A 21014-nucleotide genomic window follows, 5' to 3' on the forward strand; every position below is an offset into this window, starting at 1 on the left:
TAATAAATATATTATCCTGGGTATAAATTTTCATTTATTCTCATATATCGACTATGGCAAATACAGAAACGTCGATTACCGAGGTTGTCCGACACCACCCAGCTCAGATAATGACACGTACGTACGAATGCCGCTACTTTCACTTCCGCTCTAGTTGGCTGAAGACTCTGTCCGTCACGCACGAAGAGTGAAATGTTGTCGTCGTGGCTCAGTAGGCGACGCGGGTACTTGCACGATACTGACCTATTATCCCGTGTCGTTTGCTCATTTCCCCTACTGCAGTGGAGTAAACCTTAGTTGATAACGGTATAGTCGAGCAATTCAGGAACGGTCGCTAGAGTGTCTACAAATCCAATGTGCGCTCATAGTCATCCACTTTCGTTCTACCGTCGTATCGCGTCCCGAACGTCCTGTGTAATGTTCTCGTGTCGGTGTCACCCTCCGACATCCCGACCACGCTGTCCGTTGTTCTCGTGCGTTGGGCAGCGTCCTTAGCCGTAATTGAGTATCACTGTCTTGTTGAGCACGTTCTTTCCTCGAGATGCTCGCTGATGATCTCACCGTTGCGAATCAAACGAGTGAGAGCCGGCTATTACTCATCTATGCTGTTGCTGTCTAGAGATTCGACCGAAGAAGCTAGTAGTGCAGATCACTTAGTGTCGGTACTGGACTACTCTCATGACACGTTATGGCTATGCGGCAATGAATATCACGCTTCGCGAAAAAGGCGTGCGGACGAACCGCGGAATGCGGAAAGCCACCTTTCAAGAGCGTGGTCTTACATACGCCGGTGAACTTGCCGAGCAGAATTGTCGCGATCTCAAACGCATTCTTGAATGGAACCTTGATCACGATATCTACTACTATCGGATCTCATCCGATTTACTCCCGTGGTTCAGCCAGTACGATCTCGGGGATTTGCCGAACGCTTCGACGGTTCGTTCACTCCTGTCCGAGGTCGGTAACTATGCTCTCGAGCAGGACCTCCGTCTCACATTCCACCCAGATCATTTCGTGAAGTTAGCAAGTAACGACGACGCCGTCGTGGAACGGTCGATAATAGACCTAGAAAACCACGGCACTATATTAGATGTAATGGGATTACCGCGAACGCCCTACTATGCAATCAACATCCATATTGGCGCTCACTATGGCGACAAAAAAGCGACTGGCGAACGATTCTGTGAACACTTCGAACGACTTACACCGGCTGTACGGAAACGATTGACCGTTGAAAACGACGATACTAAATCCCTATGGAGTATCTCCGAGTTAGTCGACACAATTAATGATCGAATCGGGATTCCAATCACATATGACGCTCTCCATCATCAGTTCACGAGCCGAGGGGTGACGTTCCGTGAAGCGCTCACTCGTGCCACAGAAACGTGGGAAACGACACCAATCATCCACTATAGTGAATCTCGATGCCTCCATGAGGCCGATCCATCGATTCGACCACAGAACCACAGTGACTACGTTAAAGGACCAATCCGAACTTACGGTACAGATGTCGACGTCATGATCGAGGCAAAGCAAAAAGAGTTGGCGGTACTTCGGTACCAAAATACAACACAGACAGCGTAGCTAAGCGCTGCCTTACACGACCGGATTGACTTGTTGAAACCGCAGTGACCATACCTCCCAGTGTTCGAACGGCGTCACAGCACGTCTGTCGCCCTTAATCGAGTTTAAGGCGAGATTCAGCGAGGTCGCTAAACGAAAATGAACGGTAATATGAGTTCTGACCAAATTCAGCGACAATCTCACTCTCTTCAGTCGTAAGAATTAGATCCAAGTAGATCGACGAGTTTTTCGAAATTTGGTTGGGGAAATGTCTGTTTGCTTTGGCTTATTCCATGGCGTGCCCATGTGTTTGCTTGTTCGAGGGCGATAGTTGCTGGGTCGAGGAAGGGGACATCCACTCGCTCTTGAATTTCATGGTGGCGTTGCGCAAAGGAGAGACTCATACAACCCGGAAACAGTGCTTCAGCACCATCCTCCTCGATCGCGCGCTGTCCAACGGATACCATACGTTTGACTAGCTGATTCGATTCATGGTCAATGGATTCCACTGGTGCGTCGACTGAGCGAACGCTCGCTAATTGCTCGGACAGACCATATTCGTGCGCTTGTTCACGAGACATCGGGATTGTTTCATCAAGGATGGTCAACCATGAGAAGCGATCAGCCACTTGCGCGGCTGTATGGATAGTGGCTTCTGCCGGTCCAATGACCGGGATGTCAAGCAATTCCCGTAAGGGACGAAGGCCTGGATCTCCGAAACAGCCAATGACAATAGCGTCAAAATCATCCCTAATCTCGTATGCACGACGCATCGATCCAACAATGCACCACGCTTCTTCGACGCTACTTTCGATGCTCGAGGGACCAGCACTCCTTGACTGGACAACCGTTACGTCCGCTGCGGTCAGCTCATTGGCAATGCGTTCTCGACGTGTTCGTTCGTCGGCGTCGAGTCCTGTCCCCGGAACGAGGTAGGCGACATCGGACATCTCAAACCTCCCTGAGCATGTCGCGCGCTCGCCGTAGCTCATGAATCACACCATTTTGTTCACGATTTAGCTGTATTTGGAGGAACTTTCGATAGTCTCCCGTTAGGAATTCGAATTTCCGAGCTGGTGCATACCGCGGGAATGGCTCGCGCTTTACAGCCGGATCTTGTTCAAACTGATCACGTTGTACAAGGTTAAGTCGTGTAAGGACACGGGAGAGATCTGTGATGATATTATTCGCATCCGAAGCGTCGATTTCGCCATCGTGTGCTGCCTCCTGAAACGACACGATATCGCCCCGAAGCGAGCGAAGCTCTGCCAATGTTGGCTCGAAGTCAAAGGCATCACCCGCGGCTTCGTTGTACTCGGTAACGGTTTCTATGAGTCGGTCAGCGTTACGCGAGTGGTCGAACGGAAGGATATTTGCGTTCAAGACGCGGGCCAAACTAGTAGCATACACACGAATATCGCGAACCAGTTCTTCTTTTCCGGCTTTATCAAGCGTGTCAGTCGAAACATGCCACGCATCGGAGTTACCGCCACATCCACCGACGGGATGCCACCCATTTTCCTCACGGACGTCGGCCGGAATGTTAGAGGAAAGCATGAAGAAACCAGTGATACCCAAATTATCGAATGAATAGTCACCGGCACGAAACGGGTGATTCTCAGCATAGGGTGCGCCAGTTACATCATCGATGGCTTCGCCCACTAGGTCGTGAGCCTCAGGTGTCCAACAAGACATATCTGTATATTCCGTCGCACCTTTTGCGCCCGGACTATCCATATTCACTTGGGCAATACAATTTTCTGCCAAGTCGAGTGCAAACTCATCAGCATACCACGTACTGCCAGCGTATCTTCCAGTGGAGTGCCCCGGCCACCATGCGACTCTCAGACTGCGATTTAATTTGTCGCTATGCATACCAAATACGCGGGCAAGTTCGAGAAGTCCGGCATCACCGGTTGCATTGTCGGTGATACCGACATACCAAGAGTCGTAATGCCCGTGTAGTAGGACGAATTCGTCCGTGTCACTACTTCCTTCGATTTCAGCAACTACGATCGGGCACTTCATCCAGTCGGTTGTCAGGTTTGTTTCCAATTCCACCTCTAATCCATCATTCTCTTCGGCCCACTCGCGCAACTGTTGCCCGTCTGGCTTTCGAACGTTGACGATGGGGATCTCTGGGATTTGTTCCTTTTCGTCTAACCGAGGAGCACCCCCCCAAATCGGGGTTGCGATGCCATTGTGCGGTTCGCGGTCGTGTTCGTGAATAGCGATGACGCCGATTGCACCCTTTTCCTCTAGGATTCGTGTCGCGCGGATCGAGAGACTTCCTGCTGCGGTGAGAGCAATCGTGTCCGTTAGGTCATCAACGTCGGTGTATGGCTCGTGGACATCTTCATTCTGGGAAAGCAGGTCTGTACCTGCCGACCCGACATATTCTACCTCACCTGATACGGTCGTTGAGGTAGCGAAGGAGACGGTTTTGACCGGTCCGAACTCGAATTCACGATTGAGAGTTCGAATGGTCGCATCGTGCGGTTGGCTGATATATAATTCAGGATCGTATCGTTGGTACTCAACTCCAAATTTGTCCAGTCGATCCGTGATGTATTCGGCAGCTTGTACCTCTTCGTCTGTGCCTGACACTCGTTCTAGCTCCGAAAACTCTTCCAGTAATGCCCACGGTTCATCCACCGAGACTTCATCGATTATTTCCATCTCGAAGTCGCTGAGGGCATCACTGTTTGCCACTTGGTGATTCATCACTCAAACACTCACAGTACGTCTACAAATTTGTTTGGTATGTTATCACAAGGCTCACCATCGAACCACTTCCTCATCGACCGTGGAAAATTGGAAGTACACGTTCGTCCTCTCACTGTTCGACAATAACACGACCGTCGGATGCGATATTGCCCTCACTGATGAGACGACAGTCTCCAATTCGGACGGTTCTGGGCTCGGAGTTCGGCCACATGAAAGTCTCTTCGACAATCTCGATACGTAACTTTACGTATTGTGACGCAAAACCTCTGTCATGCGAGCTGTTCACATTACTCGCTTTGGCTCGCCAGCAGAGGCACTATCCGTTGTAGATACAGACATACCGCAACCGGGTTCGAACGAAGTCCGCGTCAAGGTGGAAGCTTGCGCACTCAACCACCTCGATATTTTTGCCCGGCTCGATCACCCGGAGAACGACGGACAGTTCCCGAAACGTACTGGTTGTGATATTGCGGGTGTCGTGGATGCCGTCGGCGAGGACGTTCCTGACTCGCGTGTGGGAGAAGAAATCATCGTCTATCCCGGTACCACCTGCGGTGAGTGTGAATACTGTCTCAATGGCGAACACACCATGTGTCACGAGTATCAAATCATCGGTGAAGATCTCCCGGGAGGTCTCGCTGAGTACGTCACAGTCCCAGTCTGGTGTTTAGATCCGAAGCCAGAGTCACTTGACTTCGTAACCGCGGCGGCATGGCCGGTCACCTTCACCACTGCATGGCGGATGATCGTAACCACAGGCCGACTCCGTCCTGCAGAGACAGCACTGATTCTCGGCGCGAGTGGCGGCGTCGGAAATGCCGCTCTACAGATAGCCGATTTTCTCGGTGCGACAACATACGCGACTACATCGACGCCAGAAAAAGCTGACCTAGTCACCGAATGGGCGGACGAAGTTATTGATTATACTGAGACGGCCTTCGATGATGCGATCGATGATCTAACCGACGGTCGCGGTGTCGACCTTGTGGCTGACCACGTCGGTCAGGAAACGTGGCAGCGTAGTATTAATAGTCTTGCAATGGGGGGCCGAATGGTTATTTGCGGTGCGACGAGTGGCCCCAGTCCGGACATTGATATCCGATCCGTCTATCAGCATCACCGGCAAATACGTGGTGCACCGATGGGCAATCGACAGGATTTTCGAGACGTTGGACGGCTTATTGCGTCCGGTGATCTTCACCCTGTTGTCGATCGTGTGATTCCCTTGAGTCGTATCAACGAAGGTCACGACGCCATCGAGAATCGCGAGGTGTTCGGAAAAATAGTCATAGAACCTCAATCATGAGTACCTTGTTAACTCTCTTTACTCGTTCCTTACCCCGATACTGTTAAGTGGTATCTCTCAGTCTAAGTATATGAGAGTGATGCATGGTGACAATACGCATTCGATATCTTCTCCAAATTTCACTCCTTCTGGTAGTCATTTTCGGAATGAGTTTCGCCCCTACGACTGCACAAGAAGGACAAGAACCGGACGTAACACTCGCACAGACGGCAATTCAAGTAGACGCTGATGAAACGAGCACCGTTTCGGCCCAGTACCAGTTTGACGTTCAGAGTGCTGGCAGCGGAGACGCCTCACTGTCTGCGATTGAAGGAACGATATGGTTATTTCCTAACCACGAGGTTGGCGACGTTTCCGCTACAGTGAACGGAAACGAGGTCACACCGGATGTCACCAGGCATGACCGGTACATGGATCTCGCCGTTCCCATCGAGAACGTAAGAAATGGTGAGTCGCTTACCGTTAGTGTGGAATACACTGTCCAGGGGCCACCAAACAAGCTGAAAGCTCCGATTTGGGTGCCGTCGTTCGAAACTGCCGGAACGGAGCGCGTGATTGATATGACGGTAAATCTCCCCGACGGAACACAAGTACACGGCGCGTCATTCCCGAAGGTGGGTGCACGAAGTGATGGGGGAACGACGTTGCAGTATAGTATGCTACATGTTCCCGGGTTTGTCTTAGTTAACTACGGGGAAGGAGCGGGGTCGTTCCTTACCTTAGACGTTCTGTCAACACTTATCGGTCTTGTAGTCATTGTCGGATTTTTAGGACTATGGGCGGCGTACACCCGTGGATTCATTGGAAACAGGAGGGAAGAAAATGTCACTTAGTTCGCAATTGATGACGTTCTTGGGAGTAGCGTTGATTTACATCGGCTTCGCGTTTGTGTGGGGCTGGTATAAAGGACAACAAAAGAAAAGGAAGACAGCGGATGAAGGACAGTCCGGAAAAGAAAGTGTACGAGGTGAACAATAATGGCACTCACGGGTGTTAGCCCACTGTTCATTGGCACTGTCGTCGTGTACTTCCTTGTCATTCTCGGCATCGGCTATTACGGATATATTCGAACAACTGATGAAGAAGACTTTCTTGTTGCAGGTCGTGAAATCGGTCCAGTCGTCGGTGGTGCAACCCTTTCTGCTACGCAAATGAGTGCGGGAACACTGGTTGGAACATTCGGCATACACTACCTCCTTGGGTTTGGCTTTATTTGGATCTGGCCTGGATTATGGGCTGGATGGATCGTTTCACTTCTTCTCGTCGCACCGCAGATGCGGCGCTTTGGGCGAGTCACTGTGCCTGATTTTATTGCCGTACGATACGGAGATGACGGTGCCAATGGGAATTACTCGCGTGCCATCGGAGCGATACTCATTGTCATCGCATACACCGTCTACCTTAGTGCACAAGTAACAGGCGGTGGGATAATCTTCCAGTCGATACTTGGACTTGACCCTGAAATTGGGATCATTACTATGGCTCTAATCGCAGTATTTTACACTTCTATAGGCGGCATGCGAGCAAGCATTCTGACCGACTTCGTTCAGGCTATCATCATGGCAGTCGCAGTCGTCATTGCGCTCCCACTCTCGTTTACTTTTGTTGGTGGACTGGGAACCGTCAATGCCATTTTCCAATCGTTTAATCCTTCTTTCGTCGGACAGGCGCTATCTACGCAAGAGATTGTTGGCTTCATGGCTGCATTCGGCTTCTCCATCGCTGCCGCACCATATGAAATAACCCGCATTTACTCGATGAAAGATGAGAAGACAGTTCGCCAAGCTATTGGCATCACCCTTATTTTCCAATCGATCATCGGAACCTCGGTCGCGTTACTTGCGATCTACATGCGCATCATGTTTCCTGCTCTTTCGAATCCCGACCTCGCTAGCGTTATCATGAGTCTGAACGTGCTCGGACCAATCTTGGGGGCACTACTCGTCTGCGCCATCTTTTCGGCGATCCTTTCAACCGTCGACTCTGTAATGATCGTTTCTGGTGCGGGACTCGCTCACGATATTTATGTCCAACTCTTCAACCCTGACGCGTCGGAGCGACAGAAAGTGTGGGCAAACCGCATTGCAATCGCCATCCTCGGACTTATTCCACTTGCACTTGCACTCAACCGCGGGCTTGTCGGCGATCTCGTCCAACTGATCGTTGTCCTCCAAGCATCTATGATGGGTGCGATGTTCTTCATGCCGCTTGTGCTCGGCCTACATTGGAGGCGCGCTACTACAGCAGGTGGCGTTGCTGGGATGATATTTGGGTTCTCTACGGTCGTCATCTGGCACGTCGGCACCGAGATTCTCTCATATATTCCGGAGAGCCTCGCTGGTTATGATCCTGTCATTCCAGGTGTAATAGTGAGTTTCATCGTCATGGTCACCATCTCTTATGCCACAAAGAAACCGTCTCCCGAATCACTTGCGCCGTTCTTTGACAACGTTGTTTCCGTCGACGGTGGCAGTGATAGCGATCAGGACACATAATCGTCGGCAACTATTAGTTCCATGGAGAGTGATGTGTTACCGTGCAACTTGATCCGACGGCAGTCACCGCGATTACGCTGTTATTTTGTATGGCAGTCATATCGGCTGGACTCGGTCTCTATCTGGTCTTCACGAATCCGCCAAAAGATAACTCAAAGTTCGTCGGTCTTCGTGCACAGAAGATGACTGATGAAGAGGTGGCGCGATACGAACAGGAGAGGGCAAACGAGTGAAACGAGACTACACAATTTCGCTCTCAGCCAAACGGCGAAGCAACTCCGTCGTCGTCAAGATGCCATTTCGAAAGCAAGCAAGCGAAAGATTCTCATCCGGCGAATGATTGTTCTCATCGCTATTAGCATACGGTACAGTAACGCAAGGGATATCGAGTTGGTCAGCAAACACCGCCGTCGGGAGTGACCCGCCAAGTGTTGGTTTCAAGATCGGGTCAGTAGACCACCCCGTCGCAACCGCCGCCAATATTGGCTCACGAATCGGATGATCAAGCGGTGTCCGCTGAGGGCGCATCATTCCCAATTTTTCCACCGAAAGGTCAACCGTTTTCGATGCGTGTGATTCGACGTGATTCTTGAACTTCTCGAACACATCGTTCGGATCCTGATCCGCAACGAGGCGCATGTCTAACTTTGCCTGTGCTTTCGAAGGAATAATCGTCTTCATCCCCTCACCGCCGTATCCACTTGTAAAGCCAGCAATATTCAGCGTGGGAAAATAGAGCAACTTCTCCAAGTAGTTCTCACCCGCACCGGCCGCAAAGCCATCAACGTCCAGCTCCGTCTTCACTGCATCAGAGTCAAAGGGCATCGCATCGAGAATGTCTCGATCTAACTCTTTAATTGGCCGAACATCATCGTAGAACCCCTCGATCGTGATGCGACCATCTTCATCCTTCATCGAATCGAAAATACGGACGAGTTCCCATGCAGGGTTAGGAATCGGACCGCCGTAATTGCCGGAGTGAAGGTCGCGATTTGCCCCGCGTGCGTTCACCTCAACGTAACACATGCCACGCGCCCCCATGAGGATGTGTGGTCGACCTGAGGAGTCTATCGGTCCGTCTGCGACGTACGTGAGATCAGCCATCAGTTCATCGCTTCGCTCACGGACGGTGTGCTCCAGGTTAGGGCTGCCGCTCTCTTCTTCGCCTTCCAGTAGTAACGTTACGTTTGTCGGGAGCCCATCCGTTTCGCGAAGCGCGAGAACCGCACAGAGGTGTGCGAACCACTGACCTTTATTATCACCCGCGCCGCGGGCATAGATTCGTTTATCGCCGTCTGGCCCCTCACGGATCGTTGGACTAAACGGCGGTGTTGTCCATTCTTGTGGGGCTACGGGTTGGACGTCATAGTGACCATAGATAAGAGACGTCGGTGCTTCATTATCGGGATCACCACCGACGTAGGCGTGCGCGATCACCGATGGCTGCCCTGGTGTTTCTATAATCTCGACCGTGTCAAAGCCATAGTCGCGACAGAGTTGCCCTACAAGATCGATACACTCCGAGATCCCCTCACTGGTCGCGCTGATTGATGGCTGGGCGAGAAGGTCGAAAAGGTCGTTGATAAAGCCGTCAAATTTGGATTCGACGTATTCTGTGGCACTCATGCAACCACCTCTCCGCGCTTTACTACCACACGCGGTTCAGCCACCGTTTGAGGGTTCTCCAAGGGTGGATCGTCAACAACGACGAGATCGGCGCTCTTCCCGACTTCAAGGGTGCCGACGCGGTCATCGATGTGAGCTGCCCGCGATGCTTCGGTCGTTATCGCTCGGAGTGCAGTCGCAGGACTCGCGCCGAGATCGAGTAGATGAGAGATTTCGTCTGCGAGGTGACCGTGCATGCTGTCGGTACCAAGTGCAATAGGCACATCTCGCGAGAGGACGTCCTCCCACGCCTCGCGTCCGCGCTCACGTGCCTCCTCAACTTTCGCCATGACCGCCGACGAATCTGCATCTCCTGCCTCAATGCCATGCGGGTGGTAGAGGATCGAGAACGTCCCGACAACGTGTTGATCACCGCCGTCCAGCGCATCAAGCGTATTGTGATCAAGTACACCACCATGCTCGATGGTGTCTACTCCGGCCTCGGCCGCCGAGAGTGCTCCTTGACCGCCATGGGCATGAGCGGCCACATGAACGCCCAGCCGATGCGCTTCATCCACGATGGCCATCACCTCTTCGTTTGTATAGAGTGGCCGGCCAACGTCACCTGTCTCGCTCGAGACGCCACCGGTGGCAAAATACTTCACATGGTGCGCGCCTTCGTCGATGTTCTCACGAATCCGCCGTCGTATCGCTTCTACTCCGTCGGTCGCAGTTAACGCTTTTCCGTGGCCGCCGGTCGGAGTAAGGTGGACACCGCTCGGGAGTAAACGTGGCGCGTCGAGTTCGCCCTGGCGCTCTAATTCAGCGAGCTGGAGGTCGAGGCCACGTTCTTCGCCCATCAGTCGCATCGTCGTCGTTCCAGCTTCGAGATCACATCGAAGGTTGCTTGTCGAACGAATCGCGCCGACGGCAGGTGGTGCCCGTAGCTGGTTTAGTTGATCGCCTTCCCACGGTCGAATAGACGCGTGTGAATGGGCGTCTACGAATCCAGGCATGGCGTACCCATCTGTGTCTACAATCACCTCGGCGTCGACGGGAATGTCGCTGCGTAGTTCCACCACAAGGCCATCCTCTACGACCACGACAGTCTCATCAAGCTGTTCTCGATCTGGGTGGTAAATACCGGCAGTTCGAATGCAGTGCATTGCCACCAATGGACGCACCTAGTGATTATAATACCATGTGCAACTGACCCACGGTATATGTTAAAACTCATCGATCGGGAGATAGAAGCGACGTTTCGAGATCGCATTGATTCTGAAGAGCTCGAACGACACATCGATGCATTCGACGGATTAGAGCGCGTCTCGGGGACGGAAGACGAATGGACAGCGAGCGAATACGTCGTTGAGACGCTTACGGAATATGGTGTTGACGCGACACTCGAAGAATTTGATGCATATGTCAGTGTTCCGGAGGACGCTGAACTTACCGTGACAACGCCGACGCATCGAGAGGTGACGGACGCCATCACCACTTCGTTCGGCGCAAGCACTCCCGCAGCCGGGATCCATGCGGAGGTCGTTCACCTCCCGAATGTGGATGCCGAATCGGTTGCGAACACCGATATCACCGACCGTATCGTCTTTACTCGCGGTCTTCCGACACCCGAGCCAGTGCGATTACTCGAAAACGCTGGTGCCACTGCAGTAATCTTCGAATCGGTCACACCCGATGAGCTCCACGAGATGATTGTCACGCCAGTCTGGGGAACTCCTGAACTCGGTGATGAGGCGGACATTCCAAACCTTCCGGTAATCGAAATACTACAACAAGACGGCGCGTGGCTTCGTCGCCGTCTTGATGACGGGCCAGTCGAAGCAACAGTGACCACAGAAGTGACGACTGAAATACGGACACTTCCGTGTCCGGTTGGGCGTCTCGAGGGGAACAAGAGCGACCGTTTCTTTCTCATCGGTAATCACGTGGACTCGTGGTATGAAGGACTCACGGACAACGCCACTGCGATGGCGGCAACACTCGAACTTGCACGTATCTTTGCCGAGGAGCAGCCACGCCGCGGACTTGTCTTCGGGTTTTGGCCCGGTCACTCGACCGGCCGATACGCTGGCAGTGCGTGGTATGCTGACGAGTATTGGGCTGACCTACGCCAAAACGGCGTTGCCTATCTTCACCTCGATCTGAATGGGTTACGAGGTGCCGACAGTCTCTGGTACCAGCATATGGCTGAACTCGGTGACGAACATCTCAATACCATGGAAACGGCAAGCGACTTCCCTCTCCGCGAGGACGATGAGAGCTTCCTTGGCGACTCAGATCGCCCAGCACGAAATTCGGATCAATCATTTTGGGGTGCTGGGCTTTCCTCGCTTCTCTCTGGTGCACGTCTTGACCCTGGAACACAAGATGGTGGCCCAATTGGTGGTGGGTGGTGGTGGCATACGCCTGAAGACACCCGCGACAAAGTCGATATAGACGTACTTGTCGAAGAAACCAAGCTCTACGTATCGCTGGCAGCGCGCATTTGTGAATCTCCTGTCCTCCCTCATGATTATAGCGCCACTGCGGCTGACATTCGTACTGAACTCGACGCAATCGATCCTGACGATGAGTGGTTTACTGATGTTCGATCCGAACTTGATGCCTTTGAGACAGCCATCACTGAAGCGAATGAGGTCATCGATCACGTGGATACTGAAACCGAATCGTCGTTGAAGGCCGTCGAAGATTTGCAGGTCGATCTCGGAAATTTGCTCGTTCCTGCCCTTTATACCTCCGGTAGCGAGCATCATCAGGAATCGGCACTTCCGTTTGCACCCCTTCCTGGCCTCCGAATCGATGAGTTATCGGAGCTCACCGGACGTGAGCTACTCTTCGCTAAAACGACGCTCCAACGAGAGGAAAACCGCCTTGCAGATCGTCTTCGCGCCGCGACTGATCGAATTGAGCGATTCATAGACTAGGAGAGACTGGCACCGCCATCAACAGTGACGACACTTCCCGTCATGTATGCACCGCCCTCACCGGACAAAAACTCGATTACTTCGGCTACTTCGTCTGCCGAACCCAGTCGTTGTATCGGTAGATCCGCGGTGAATGCTTCGATCTCTTCTTCCGTCCACAATCCTGAGTCGGTCGTTAATGGCGTATCGATGAGCCCTGGAACGACGCAATTGACACGGACTGACGGTGCAAGCTGTTTTGCTAACCCCTTTGTGAGACCAAGAATCCCTGCTTTCGAAGCTGAGTAGTGAACACCGGCACTCACGCTTCCACGCTGTCCAGCACCGCTTGACAATGTAACGATGGTTCCCTCGCCGCGATCGTACATTTTTGGCCCAACCGCACGTGCAACAGTGTATTGACCGGTGAGATTCACTGCGATGAGGTCGCCCCATTCTTCGGGTTCAAGATCGCCGACCCAGACGTCTCGAGAAATAGCTGCGCATCCGACGAGGCTCGCTACATCAGCATACTCTTCGACGACCGTAACGGCCTCCATCACGGCGTCATAATCGGAAACGTCCACGACCATTCCCTCTACATCATCTATCTCCGTGACGCGGTCATCCACGTCAAAGCCAACCACATACTCGTGTTCGTCGTCATCGGCGAATCGCTCGACAGTCGCTTTTCCGATTCCACTGGCCGCGCCCGTTACAATAGCCGCTCGCTTAGACATGCTTGTTAGGTCGGAAGGTACCATAAAACGTTTTGCGCCAATCTCATGTGCTGAGTCTATTGTACCGTATTCGTCGACGTAGAGTCGAAACCGTGTATCCTACAGGAACGGTCATCTGGGTACGCGGTTGGTCTTCAATTGATGTACATCTCGAGACGTGCTCGATGATCAATATCGTAGCTGGTTCGTTCTGTGTCCTGGTATTAGTTAAAATCCGATTTGTAGGTCAGTCGAATTCAGGTATAACATGCTCTGCAAAACACCGTGCTCCTTCTGTCTGTGGGAAATCGACGAACTCTACGACAATTTCATCGATACCGAGATCCTTGTACTGTTTTATTTCTGCGATGATCTCTTCCGGTGTGCCGACGAGATGGTTTTGATCGGCATCCCGATTTTCTGATTTAAACCGTGGTGCAGAATCGAGTAGTTCCGATACATTTTCGTCTGATTCACGGATGATACAGCGGGCAAACCAGGATTTCTGGATATCGTCGTAATCACGGCCATACGTCTCACAATGGTTCGAAAGCACGCTGAGCTTTCGCTTCATCAACTCAAGTGATCCCCAGTAATTCCATACATCTCCATGTTTGGCTGTGATTCTGAGCGTGAATTCCTCACCACCACCTCCAATCATTATTGGCGGGTGTGGATCTTGCAGAGGATGTGGTCTGCAGTCTGCCTCAGAGAGCGTGTAAAACTCCCCATCGTACGATACGTTCGTCTCGGTCCAGAGATGCTTCATTACCTCAATTGTTTCCTCCATCTCTCGCAAACGAGTTGGTGCATCCGGCCACTCATAGCCGTACGCCGTTGCCTCGTCCTCTTTCCACCCTGCCCCCATCCCGAGTTTCAGACGACCATCACTGACACAATCAAGTGTTGCCGCTATCTTTGCCAACAATGGCCCATGTCGTAGATGGTTGTTAATCGTTTTCGGATACAGGTACACGTCCGATGTAATGCCGGCTAACCCAGTCGTTGTCACGAGACACTCCGTAGTCGGCCCGTCACCGGTCATCAAATGGTCAGGGACGGCGATCCCGTCGAATCCGAGCTCTTCTATTTTGACGGAAAAATCACGCTGTTTCTCCCAGCTAATATCCTCACAGAACGCAAGGGTACTGTATTCTGATGTCCCACAACTGGTGGGGATATTTACTGCAAACTCCATGTATGAGACACTCTCGCACTCACCATAACTTCTCCTTTCCCTCTACTCTTGATTCTGACGACATGAACCGTCGTCAGAATAATTTACAAACATGCCGGATTGGAGTGATATCACAATCAATCGAGTTCACGTCGTTCAACTTTCTCCCACACTCGTCTCGGTGTAGGGACGAACCCGGCAAATAGAGACGAAGATTCATCAATAACACGGAAGAAAAACCACAAAAGCTAGCAACTAAACAAATTAACTTGCTTACAGTTGGAGTCAATTTAAAATAGCTATGTATTCTAGAAGACTGCACGAGACCTCTTGAAGTGACGGACGACTCGTGGTCGTCCGGAACGGCGTGTTTCTTCGGTGGTTCGTGTCCGTTCGTGGTTTGCGTGTCTTCGTGTCGCTGTCCACCGTGAGAACCGTTTTCGGTTTTACCGACCGGACGGGTTTGTAGGAATCCTGTGGACGAGAAGAAGACCGACAATTGTGATGTCACTTCGTTCGGGGGGTGCTTCGTTGCATCGAGAGCGCGATTTTCTAAAGAATTGAGTTTCGCGGCTGGACGGGAATTCGCCGAGTGATATCACTCCCATCGAAATGTCGTCAGGTGGGCCGGGCGCAGGCAAGCGTCCTTGTTGTACAGAGATGGCCGGTCTCGATCCGTCTCTCCTGCTCGACTGCCAATCGTTGTTTCTTCGAGCTAGACATTACGAAAACCGTGATTGGACAATCGTGGAAACGCTAGAGAACAAGCGGAGAGACTACTCGTAGTAGGCTTTTCGTTCGACGACCTCAGCGAATGCCACGGTTGGCGTGACATTAGCGATCTCGACGGTGACTCGGTCGCGTTTCTCCGTGTCGGGCACGATAATCACGTAGCCGCGCTCGACGCGGGCGATACCATCGCCTTGCTCACCAACGTCTTCGATTTCGACTGTTCGGCGGTCGCCCTCTTCGACTGGGGCTGTTGATTGATTCGACTGTTGGTCTTGATTCTGTTCCTGGCGTGTCGACGGTGATGTAGTCGAAGATTCTGTCTCTCGCGCTGAGCTGTCCGCTGATGACGGCTGTTTCAGTATCGCCACCCGGTATGCACTGTCCGGCTGGATGTCGCCATTTACAACTTCTCGGCTTGGCACTGTGAGCGTGTATGATCCATCCTCTGCTTCGATTTCGCTACTAAACAAACAACGTAGTTCGTCGGGAATTTCCATCTACCTACAAAGTTATCCTGTAAATACAAGAATCTGTGTTTGTATCTGCCACAGGAGGCGACAATACGGGTGTGAGAGGTACCGCGGCATTTGGAGTGAGAAGGCTATCGCTATCGACCGCAGGCGATCACTGTTGTGGTGCTCGTTAGTTTGGCCGAGCGGCGACGAGCAACGCATCGTCGAGGTCTTCGATGACCTCAGCCTTCACGTCCGCCGAGAGGGTGCCGAACGATCTCCGCGCAGTATGTAGATGTTCGTAGAGCGCGTCGAACGCCGTTGCCGGTGTGTCGTCTTCATCGGCTCCAGGTGTGTCCTCTCCATCGCGATCCGCGTTCAGATCAGTCTCATCGCCCATGTTCGGAGTGGGAATGTCATACTCATCCCGTCGAAGTTCCGTGGCATACGTGCGACCGATATGTTTTGCTTGCAGAATCTCGGTCACCCACTGGTGGAGATCAAAGAATCACTGCTCTCGCGTCGTCTCGTCTTCTGGGTTGCTAACACTCGTGTCGCGAGATTGTTCTTGTTTCCGTTCTTCGTTCCGTTTCCACGTCTCAAACTCGGTGATGGTGTTGGCCTCGAACTGCTCGGTGAAAGCCTCGTCACCAAGTGACCGAAGGAGTGCACCCTGCGAGCAGTCGTTGAGTGCGGCGAGTGCATCGAGTTGGACGTTTCCCCGACTATCTGTCCAAACGGTTTTCTGGACTTTTTGGGTTGGGAGCGTTGAGGCTGGTGTGGTTGCGTGACCGACTCGGTAGTTGCCGCCATCTATCGGTCACCTCCTGCAGAACCACCGCCACTGATCAGCGTTCGTATCTTGAATTCGTTGGGCTCGACTCCGGACGCAGGAGTGTGACTATTCGATGTTACTATAGAGTATGAATTTGTGGCAATACTACATTCTGTGAATTTTGCTGGTTCGTCTCGCAACGGTCGCTGAGATGCGACAAATCGCTGGACGTGGTCGAGAAAATCACAGATCGAACCCTCGCCATTGAGGGTACTTGACACTCCGGAAACGATGGTGTTACTCATTCGCATCCACCTCCACTGTTGCCCCAGTGTCCTCTGTTGGCGTGGACAAATTTGGCAGGTGGGCAATGGTAGTGAGCGAACCAATACAACGAGACCTAGTGGCAGTCGGTGTGTGGAGATACTCGAGAACAGTCATGGAGGAATCGGGGTGACTGGTGCAGTGAAAGGTGGGTTGCTGAATCTCGTCCTGTACCGTCGTGGTGATCGGTGGAGCCGTCAGAACGAGATGCGGTCCACAGCGTGGCGGTGAGTTCGTCTCCCGAACGGTGCAAATTGTCCGTGGCAACTCTGTGGTTGTGATGTGAACGCGGTCACTCGGCTCGGGTTGTGCGACGAGTGTGTCGACATCGCGTGGGTTCAACGGCGTGGGTGCATACCCACTCACGCCTGCTCACCTCCCGTCGAATTGACGATGCACTCGACAGTCGCGTACGTGCGCAACCAGGTGTACTTGCCCGAGGGGCTACGGCCGTAACGATCCAGTTCAGTGTCGGCGTGTTCGTACTACGATGAGTACGAGTACTGCACCCGGTACAGGTCGTTCGTTGGCGTAGCGACGTACAGGACGTGCTCGCCGAGTTCAGGACTACGGCAGGAGAGTGTGAGCTCGTGGTGTTCACACTGATAGACGACCCTCGTGAGCGTGCGCTGTTGGATGTGGAGCGCGACGGAAGTCAAATAGCGAACCCTCCAACAGTCATAGTGAATCTGTAAAGCCCTGGTCGACGAGAGTGCGGTCTACCCAGTTCTCAACGTACCTTGCAATGTCCCGTCAACCCTCGCCAACCATTAGGAGGTGTGGACGACCATCAACCTCGTGGAAGTGGGTGACTGCATCGCCTCGTTCATACTTGTCGGCAGCTTCGCGAGTGGTCGATGGTGGGCACGTGTTGTCCTTTTCGCCAGCGACGAGTAGGAGTGGCGCCCGATCGTCATTGGCGAAGTCGACGGTACTCGCGGCGCTCGGGGTCAGGGCAGCCGTGCCGGCCTGGAAGAAGATCCGTCCGGTTTCGGGCACCGCGTATCGATTGTATGCCTCCCGAGCGTTATCCTCAGGCCATGTGTTGACGAACCCGAACTGGAACTGATCGGATGACAACATCACGGCGCGGTTCCAGTTGAGTGGGTTCGACAGCACAGGCCACACGGCTTTCAGCGTTGACCGAGGGAGGCTTATCCCTTTGGCGGGCGCCGGGTCGAGTGCTACACCTGCCGCACCGAGCCCCCGGTCAAGGAGGAGTTGAACAACCAGTCCGCCAGTGGAATGACCAATCAACACGGGGGGCTCGCGAAGCTTCTCGATGAAAGTAGCGTAGTGGTCAACGATCTGACCGAGACTGAGGCCGGTGATCGGTGCAGGGTCGTCACTTATTTTCTCGACAGAGCGGTCGTGACCTGGCCACGCCGGCGCTAAGATGGTGTGGCTGCGGTCGCTGAGGTACTCTTCAAAACGTCCCCAACAGAGGGGAGTCAGCCATGCACCATGGATGAGAACGAACGTCGTCATCCTGCACTCCTCTCGGGTTGGTGGCTCTCTTCGACGATGGCAAAATTGCTGCTCGTTTGATTTCACCAATAAGACACGCCATACTCGAATTTATGATTTCGGTGTCACTTTTTCGTACTATTAGTCGACGTACGTGACTATCTGACTAATTACATTCTCTGTGGCGGATTATCCACAACGAAGTCGGGAATTCCCCTCTAGTATAACCTGATAGCGACCGACTCAATACCATGGCTCAAGAGAGTGTGACAGTCGAACGAGCCGAGGATTGGAAAACGCTCCAACGACTTCTGTATCGAGATTCATGGAACGAAGATATCAATCGTTATCGCTCATCAAACGTTTTCCGCGGCCACTCAAACCGGAAGTACACACTCACGACGTCGCTCCAGCGGTTTGTGGGTGACTCTGGTCAGTGGGATCTCGAGCTCCGGCTCCTGCGCAACTTCAACAAATATGCCCAACAGTATATCGATGAGCCAGAATCCTTCTACCATCTTTGGTCACTCGCACAGCACCACGGGCTACCAACACAGTTACTCGACTGGACATATTCACCGATGGTGGCAACGTTCTTCGCGACCGGCGGTGCTCGCGATGTGGACGGTGAAATACTCGTCGTCGATTACGCAGCAGCTCACCAACTAATTCCGGATGTCTACCGAACAGTGCTCGAGCAGGCAGACACCGAGATGTTCGATGTTGACCTCGCTGAATCGGGGACTAACCAACTTCTTCAGGAATCTCGCGAGAGTGAACATAACGATCGCATCCGAGCGGGGTCGCTGGATCTCTTCGAACTTTTCGAGCTGTATATGGAGATGACTGATAACCACTCCGAGCCATACGTTTGGTTTTTCGAGCCGCCACCTATCGACCAACGAATTGCGAATCAGTCCGGAGTTCTCGCAGGGTGGTTTCCAATTGATCCGCGACAACCGATGGATGAATGGCTCGAAACTCATCCAGAATTCTTCAGGAGAATCGTCATCCCTGCCGAACGAAAACAGGAGTTCCGTGACAAACTTGACCGAGCAAATATTAATGACCGGACGCTCTTCCCTGATCTGGATGGATTAGCGATGTGGCTAACTGAGTATTATAGTCCCACTGTGAAGAGCAACTCGTAGTCGGTGCTCTGGAACTCATCGTCTGCACGGTACTTCTCGTGTTTTGTCACTGTATAATTTAGCGCCTCTTCTACCGGTGTTTGTCTGTCTCAGTATTCGGTGAAATCACTCGCTCGTGACATCGATGATATCGTGTCTGGCAGAAAGGTGTGGGCACAGGATGTGCCCGCCGTTCGCTCTGACTAGCGGAGTGGTCTGAATGCTGCTTGGACCTCAGACGCCAATAGCTCTGGTACTTCCCAGGCCGCAAAGTGCCCACCTTCGTCGAGCTCGTTGTAATGGATGAGGTCGTGATAGGCTTGCTCTGTCCAACTCCGCGGGGCTGGATGAATTTCGTCAGGGAAGATGCTTACAGCAGCCGGGATGGAGACGTCGACAGCATCAAAGAAGCGTCCCTCTCCTTCGTAAAGCGTATCCCAGTAGAGACGAGCCGAAGAAACTCCCGTGTTCGTCAGCCAGTAGAGCGTGATGTTGTCGAGGATATCGTCTCGGGTGATGGCGCCGAACGGTTGACCGTCGAAAAGGCCTGCGATTCGCTCGTAACTGCGAATGTCGTGGTCGAGCATCCACGCTGCCAGGTCGACGGGCGAATCCGACAGTCCGTAGAGCGTCTGTGGACGCGTTCCCATCTCGATTGCATATCCTATGTCCTTCGTAAAGAACTCGTTCAGCCGCTCGTACGCCCGACGTTCGTCGTCTGAGAGATCGGACGGTGCCGGATCGCCGCGCACAAGCGCCTTTGACACGTCGGGTGGAACAGTAGACGGCATATTGGAGTGGATGCCAAGCAATTCCGGCGGTTCCTGCATAGCCATCACGTCGCAGATAGCCGCACCCCAATCACCCCCTTGCGCCACGAACTGCTCGTATCCCAGTCGTTTCATCAGCTCGACCCAAGCACGAGCGATGCGGCCAGGATCCCAGCCGGTCTCGGTCGGCTTGTCTGAAAACCCGTAGCCCGGCATCGACGGAATTACCAGATGGAACGCATCCGATGCGTTACCACCATGTTCAGTGGGATCGGTAAGCGGCTCGATTACCTCCATAAACTCGAGGATCGAGCCAGGCCATCCGTGCGTAGCGATGAGCGGCAGTGCCTCTTCATGGTCTGAACGAACATGAATGAAATGGATGTCTAGCCCGTCGATTTCGGTTTTGAATTGCGGGAGGGCGTTCAGTTTTTCCTCGCACGTTCGCCAATCGTATTCTGTCTCCCAATAGCGTGCGAGGTCTTGAAGCGTAGCGAGCTGGACGCCTTGCGATTCATCCGTGACTGGTTCCTCGTCGGGCCACCGCGTGGCAGCGATGCGCCGGCGGAGGTCGTCAAGTTGCTCTTCAGGAACGTCGATGCTAAAGGGTTTAACCTCAATTGAAGTTGACATTATTCTCACTCCTTGGATCGGTAGATGTGGCTGCAGAAGGGTGAGCCATGTCGGCTACAGCCGAACGTCAGCTTTCCCCACCACCACCATATCTCCGTTGCTTTCTTCGCCTGAGGGGAGGTGATGTTTGGCCAGATTGATGTCACTGGGGACTAGAAGGATGACTCTTGAGGATTGGCAATGTAATTGATTGGTTTGGTATGACAGTATCT

19 protein-coding genes are annotated in these 21014 nt (G+C 52.8%); 8 read left to right on the forward strand and 11 right to left on the reverse strand.

Annotation, left to right across the window (positions count from 1 at the left end; all coding sequences use genetic code 11):
* Positions 1 to 678: 678 nt before the first annotated feature.
* Positions 679 to 1587 (forward strand): UV DNA damage repair endonuclease UvsE, encoded by a 909-nt coding sequence (gene uvsE, locus OOF89_RS22740; protein ID WP_266083242.1) that lies wholly within the window; start codon positions 679 to 681, stop codon positions 1585 to 1587.
* A 188-nt stretch (positions 1588 to 1775) separates the two neighbouring features.
* Here uvsE and OOF89_RS22745 read toward each other — a convergent pair whose 3' ends face one another.
* Together OOF89_RS22745 and OOF89_RS22750 are read right to left on the reverse strand one after the other, a co-directional pair.
* Complete coding sequence (locus OOF89_RS22745) at positions 1776 to 2516, reverse strand: aspartate/glutamate racemase family protein (protein ID WP_266083243.1); 741 nt, start codon at positions 2514 to 2516, stop codon at positions 1776 to 1778.
* Between the two features lies 1 nt (position 2517).
* A complete protein-coding gene (locus OOF89_RS22750) occupies positions 2518 to 4290 on the reverse strand; it encodes a M28 family peptidase (protein ID WP_266083244.1) in 1773 nt (590 codons plus the stop codon).
* 274 nt (positions 4291 to 4564) lie between these two features.
* Here OOF89_RS22750 and OOF89_RS22755 point away from each other — a divergent pair, with 274 nt between their 5' ends.
* The 4 genes from OOF89_RS22755 to OOF89_RS22770 all read left to right on the forward strand — a co-directional run bounded on the left by OOF89_RS22755 (position 4565) and on the right by OOF89_RS22770 (position 8327).
* On the forward strand, positions 4565 to 5599 hold the full coding sequence (locus OOF89_RS22755; protein ID WP_266083245.1) for a zinc-binding dehydrogenase: 1035 nt from the start codon (positions 4565 to 4567) through the stop codon (positions 5597 to 5599).
* An 83-nt stretch (positions 5600 to 5682) separates the two neighbouring features.
* A complete protein-coding gene (locus tag OOF89_RS22760; protein ID WP_266083246.1) occupies positions 5683 to 6432 on the forward strand; it encodes a hypothetical protein in 750 nt (249 codons plus the stop codon).
* A 144-nt stretch (positions 6433 to 6576) separates the two neighbouring features.
* A complete protein-coding gene (locus tag OOF89_RS22765; protein WP_266083247.1) occupies positions 6577 to 8094 on the forward strand; it encodes a sodium:solute symporter family protein in 1518 nt (505 codons plus the stop codon).
* 89 nt (positions 8095 to 8183) lie between these two features.
* Positions 8184 to 8327: a hypothetical protein gene (locus tag OOF89_RS22770; protein WP_266083248.1), complete on the forward strand. Its 144-nt coding sequence runs from the start codon at positions 8184 to 8186 to the stop codon at positions 8325 to 8327.
* 7 nt (positions 8328 to 8334) lie between these two features.
* On the opposite strand, the gene OOF89_RS22775 is transcribed toward OOF89_RS22770, so the two are convergent.
* The gene (locus tag OOF89_RS22775; protein WP_266083249.1) at positions 8335 to 9720 is read right to left on the reverse strand and encodes a M20/M25/M40 family metallo-hydrolase; all 1386 of its coding nucleotides are present in this window, start codon (positions 9718 to 9720) and stop codon (positions 8335 to 8337) included.
* Entirely contained in the window at positions 9717 to 10865 is a 1149-nt protein-coding gene (locus tag OOF89_RS22780; protein ID WP_266083250.1) for an amidohydrolase family protein, read from the reverse strand. Before OOF89_RS22780 ends, OOF89_RS22775 begins: the two co-directional genes overlap by 4 nt.
* A gap of 57 nt (positions 10866 to 10922) precedes the next feature.
* Between OOF89_RS22780 and OOF89_RS22785 the strand changes: the two genes are divergently transcribed.
* Positions 10923 to 12644 carry a M28 family peptidase gene (locus tag OOF89_RS22785; RefSeq protein ID WP_266083251.1) on the forward strand — a complete coding sequence of 574 codons (1722 nt, stop codon included), beginning with the start codon at positions 10923 to 10925 and terminating at the stop codon, positions 12642 to 12644.
* Here the strand turns inward: OOF89_RS22785 and OOF89_RS22790 are convergent.
* The 4 genes from OOF89_RS22790 to OOF89_RS22805 all read right to left on the reverse strand — a co-directional run bounded on the left by OOF89_RS22790 (position 12641) and on the right by OOF89_RS22805 (position 16103).
* Positions 12641 to 13363, reverse strand: coding sequence for an SDR family NAD(P)-dependent oxidoreductase (locus OOF89_RS22790; protein WP_266083252.1), 723 nt, complete (start codon positions 13361 to 13363; stop codon positions 12641 to 12643). The genes OOF89_RS22785 and OOF89_RS22790 overlap by 4 nt on opposite strands.
* 226 nt (positions 13364 to 13589) lie before the next feature.
* Positions 13590 to 14540, reverse strand: coding sequence for an LLM class flavin-dependent oxidoreductase (locus OOF89_RS22795; protein ID WP_266083253.1), 951 nt, complete (start codon positions 14538 to 14540; stop codon positions 13590 to 13592).
* A 755-nt stretch (positions 14541 to 15295) separates the two neighbouring features.
* Positions 15296 to 15748 (reverse strand): TRAM domain-containing protein, encoded by a 453-nt coding sequence (locus OOF89_RS22800; RefSeq protein WP_266083254.1) that lies wholly within the window; start codon positions 15746 to 15748, stop codon positions 15296 to 15298.
* 145 nt (positions 15749 to 15893) lie between these two features.
* Positions 15894 to 16103, reverse strand: coding sequence for a hypothetical protein (locus OOF89_RS22805; RefSeq protein WP_266083255.1), 210 nt, complete (start codon positions 16101 to 16103; stop codon positions 15894 to 15896).
* 93 nt (positions 16104 to 16196) lie between these two features.
* On the opposite strand from OOF89_RS22805, the gene OOF89_RS22810 reads away from it, so the two are divergent.
* Positions 16197 to 16361 carry a hypothetical protein gene (locus tag OOF89_RS22810; RefSeq protein ID WP_266083256.1) on the forward strand — a complete coding sequence of 55 codons (165 nt, stop codon included), beginning with the start codon at positions 16197 to 16199 and terminating at the stop codon, positions 16359 to 16361.
* Positions 16362 to 17287: 926 nt separating this feature from the next.
* Here OOF89_RS22810 and OOF89_RS22815 read toward each other — a convergent pair.
* Positions 17288 to 17461: a hypothetical protein gene (locus OOF89_RS22815; RefSeq protein WP_266083257.1), complete on the reverse strand. Its 174-nt coding sequence runs from the start codon at positions 17459 to 17461 to the stop codon at positions 17288 to 17290.
* A gap of 94 nt (positions 17462 to 17555) precedes the next feature.
* Positions 17556 to 18290, reverse strand: coding sequence for an alpha/beta hydrolase (locus OOF89_RS22820; protein WP_266083258.1), 735 nt, complete (start codon positions 18288 to 18290; stop codon positions 17556 to 17558).
* Between the two features lie 230 nt (positions 18291 to 18520).
* Here OOF89_RS22820 and OOF89_RS22825 point away from each other — a divergent pair, with 230 nt between their 5' ends.
* Positions 18521 to 19420 (forward strand): FRG domain-containing protein, encoded by a 900-nt coding sequence (locus OOF89_RS22825; RefSeq protein ID WP_266083259.1) that lies wholly within the window; start codon positions 18521 to 18523, stop codon positions 19418 to 19420.
* 182 nt (positions 19421 to 19602) lie between these two features.
* Here OOF89_RS22825 and OOF89_RS22830 read toward each other — a convergent pair whose 3' ends face one another.
* Positions 19603 to 20802 (reverse strand): epoxide hydrolase family protein, encoded by a 1200-nt coding sequence (locus OOF89_RS22830; protein WP_266083260.1) that lies wholly within the window; start codon positions 20800 to 20802, stop codon positions 19603 to 19605.
* Positions 20803 to 21014 lie beyond the last annotated feature (212 nt).

It is taken from the genome of Haladaptatus caseinilyticus (assembly GCF_026248685.1).
Lineage (GTDB): Archaea > Halobacteriota > Halobacteria > Halobacteriales > Haladaptataceae > Haladaptatus > Haladaptatus caseinilyticus.

Coding starts and splice junctions, on each gene's coding strand:
- OOF89_RS22775 (WP_266083249.1), bottom strand. CDS start 9,720: ATGAGTGCCACAGAATACGTCGAATCCAAATTTGACGGCTTTATCAAC.
- OOF89_RS22770 (WP_266083248.1), top strand. CDS start 8,184: ATGGCAGTCATATCGGCTGGACTCGGTCTCTATCTGGTCTTCACGAAT.
- OOF89_RS22800 (WP_266083254.1), bottom strand. CDS start 15,748: ATGGAAATTCCCGACGAACTACGTTGTTTGTTTAGTAGCGAAATCGAA.
- OOF89_RS22830 (WP_266083260.1), bottom strand. CDS start 20,802: ATGTCAACTTCAATTGAGGTTAAACCCTTTAGCATCGACGTTCCTGAA.
- OOF89_RS22820 (WP_266083258.1), bottom strand. CDS start 18,290: ATGACGACGTTCGTTCTCATCCATGGTGCATGGCTGACTCCCCTCTGT.
- OOF89_RS22805 (WP_266083255.1), bottom strand. CDS start 16,103: ATGGGCGATGAGACTGATCTGAACGCGGATCGCGATGGAGAGGACACA.
- uvsE (WP_266083242.1), top strand. CDS start 679: ATGACACGTTATGGCTATGCGGCAATGAATATCACGCTTCGCGAAAAA.
- OOF89_RS22745 (WP_266083243.1), bottom strand. CDS start 2,516: ATGTCCGATGTCGCCTACCTCGTTCCGGGGACAGGACTCGACGCCGAC.
- OOF89_RS22765 (WP_266083247.1), top strand. CDS start 6,577: ATGGCACTCACGGGTGTTAGCCCACTGTTCATTGGCACTGTCGTCGTG.
- OOF89_RS22755 (WP_266083245.1), top strand. CDS start 4,565: ATGCGAGCTGTTCACATTACTCGCTTTGGCTCGCCAGCAGAGGCACTA.
- OOF89_RS22785 (WP_266083251.1), top strand. CDS start 10,923: ATGTTAAAACTCATCGATCGGGAGATAGAAGCGACGTTTCGAGATCGC.
- OOF89_RS22790 (WP_266083252.1), bottom strand. CDS start 13,363: ATGTCTAAGCGAGCGGCTATTGTAACGGGCGCGGCCAGTGGAATCGGA.
- OOF89_RS22780 (WP_266083250.1), bottom strand. CDS start 10,865: ATGCACTGCATTCGAACTGCCGGTATTTACCACCCAGATCGAGAACAG.
- OOF89_RS22750 (WP_266083244.1), bottom strand. CDS start 4,290: ATGAATCACCAAGTGGCAAACAGTGATGCCCTCAGCGACTTCGAGATG.
- OOF89_RS22760 (WP_266083246.1), top strand. CDS start 5,683: ATGGTGACAATACGCATTCGATATCTTCTCCAAATTTCACTCCTTCTG.
- OOF89_RS22825 (WP_266083259.1), top strand. CDS start 18,521: ATGGCTCAAGAGAGTGTGACAGTCGAACGAGCCGAGGATTGGAAAACG.
- OOF89_RS22795 (WP_266083253.1), bottom strand. CDS start 14,540: ATGGAGTTTGCAGTAAATATCCCCACCAGTTGTGGGACATCAGAATAC.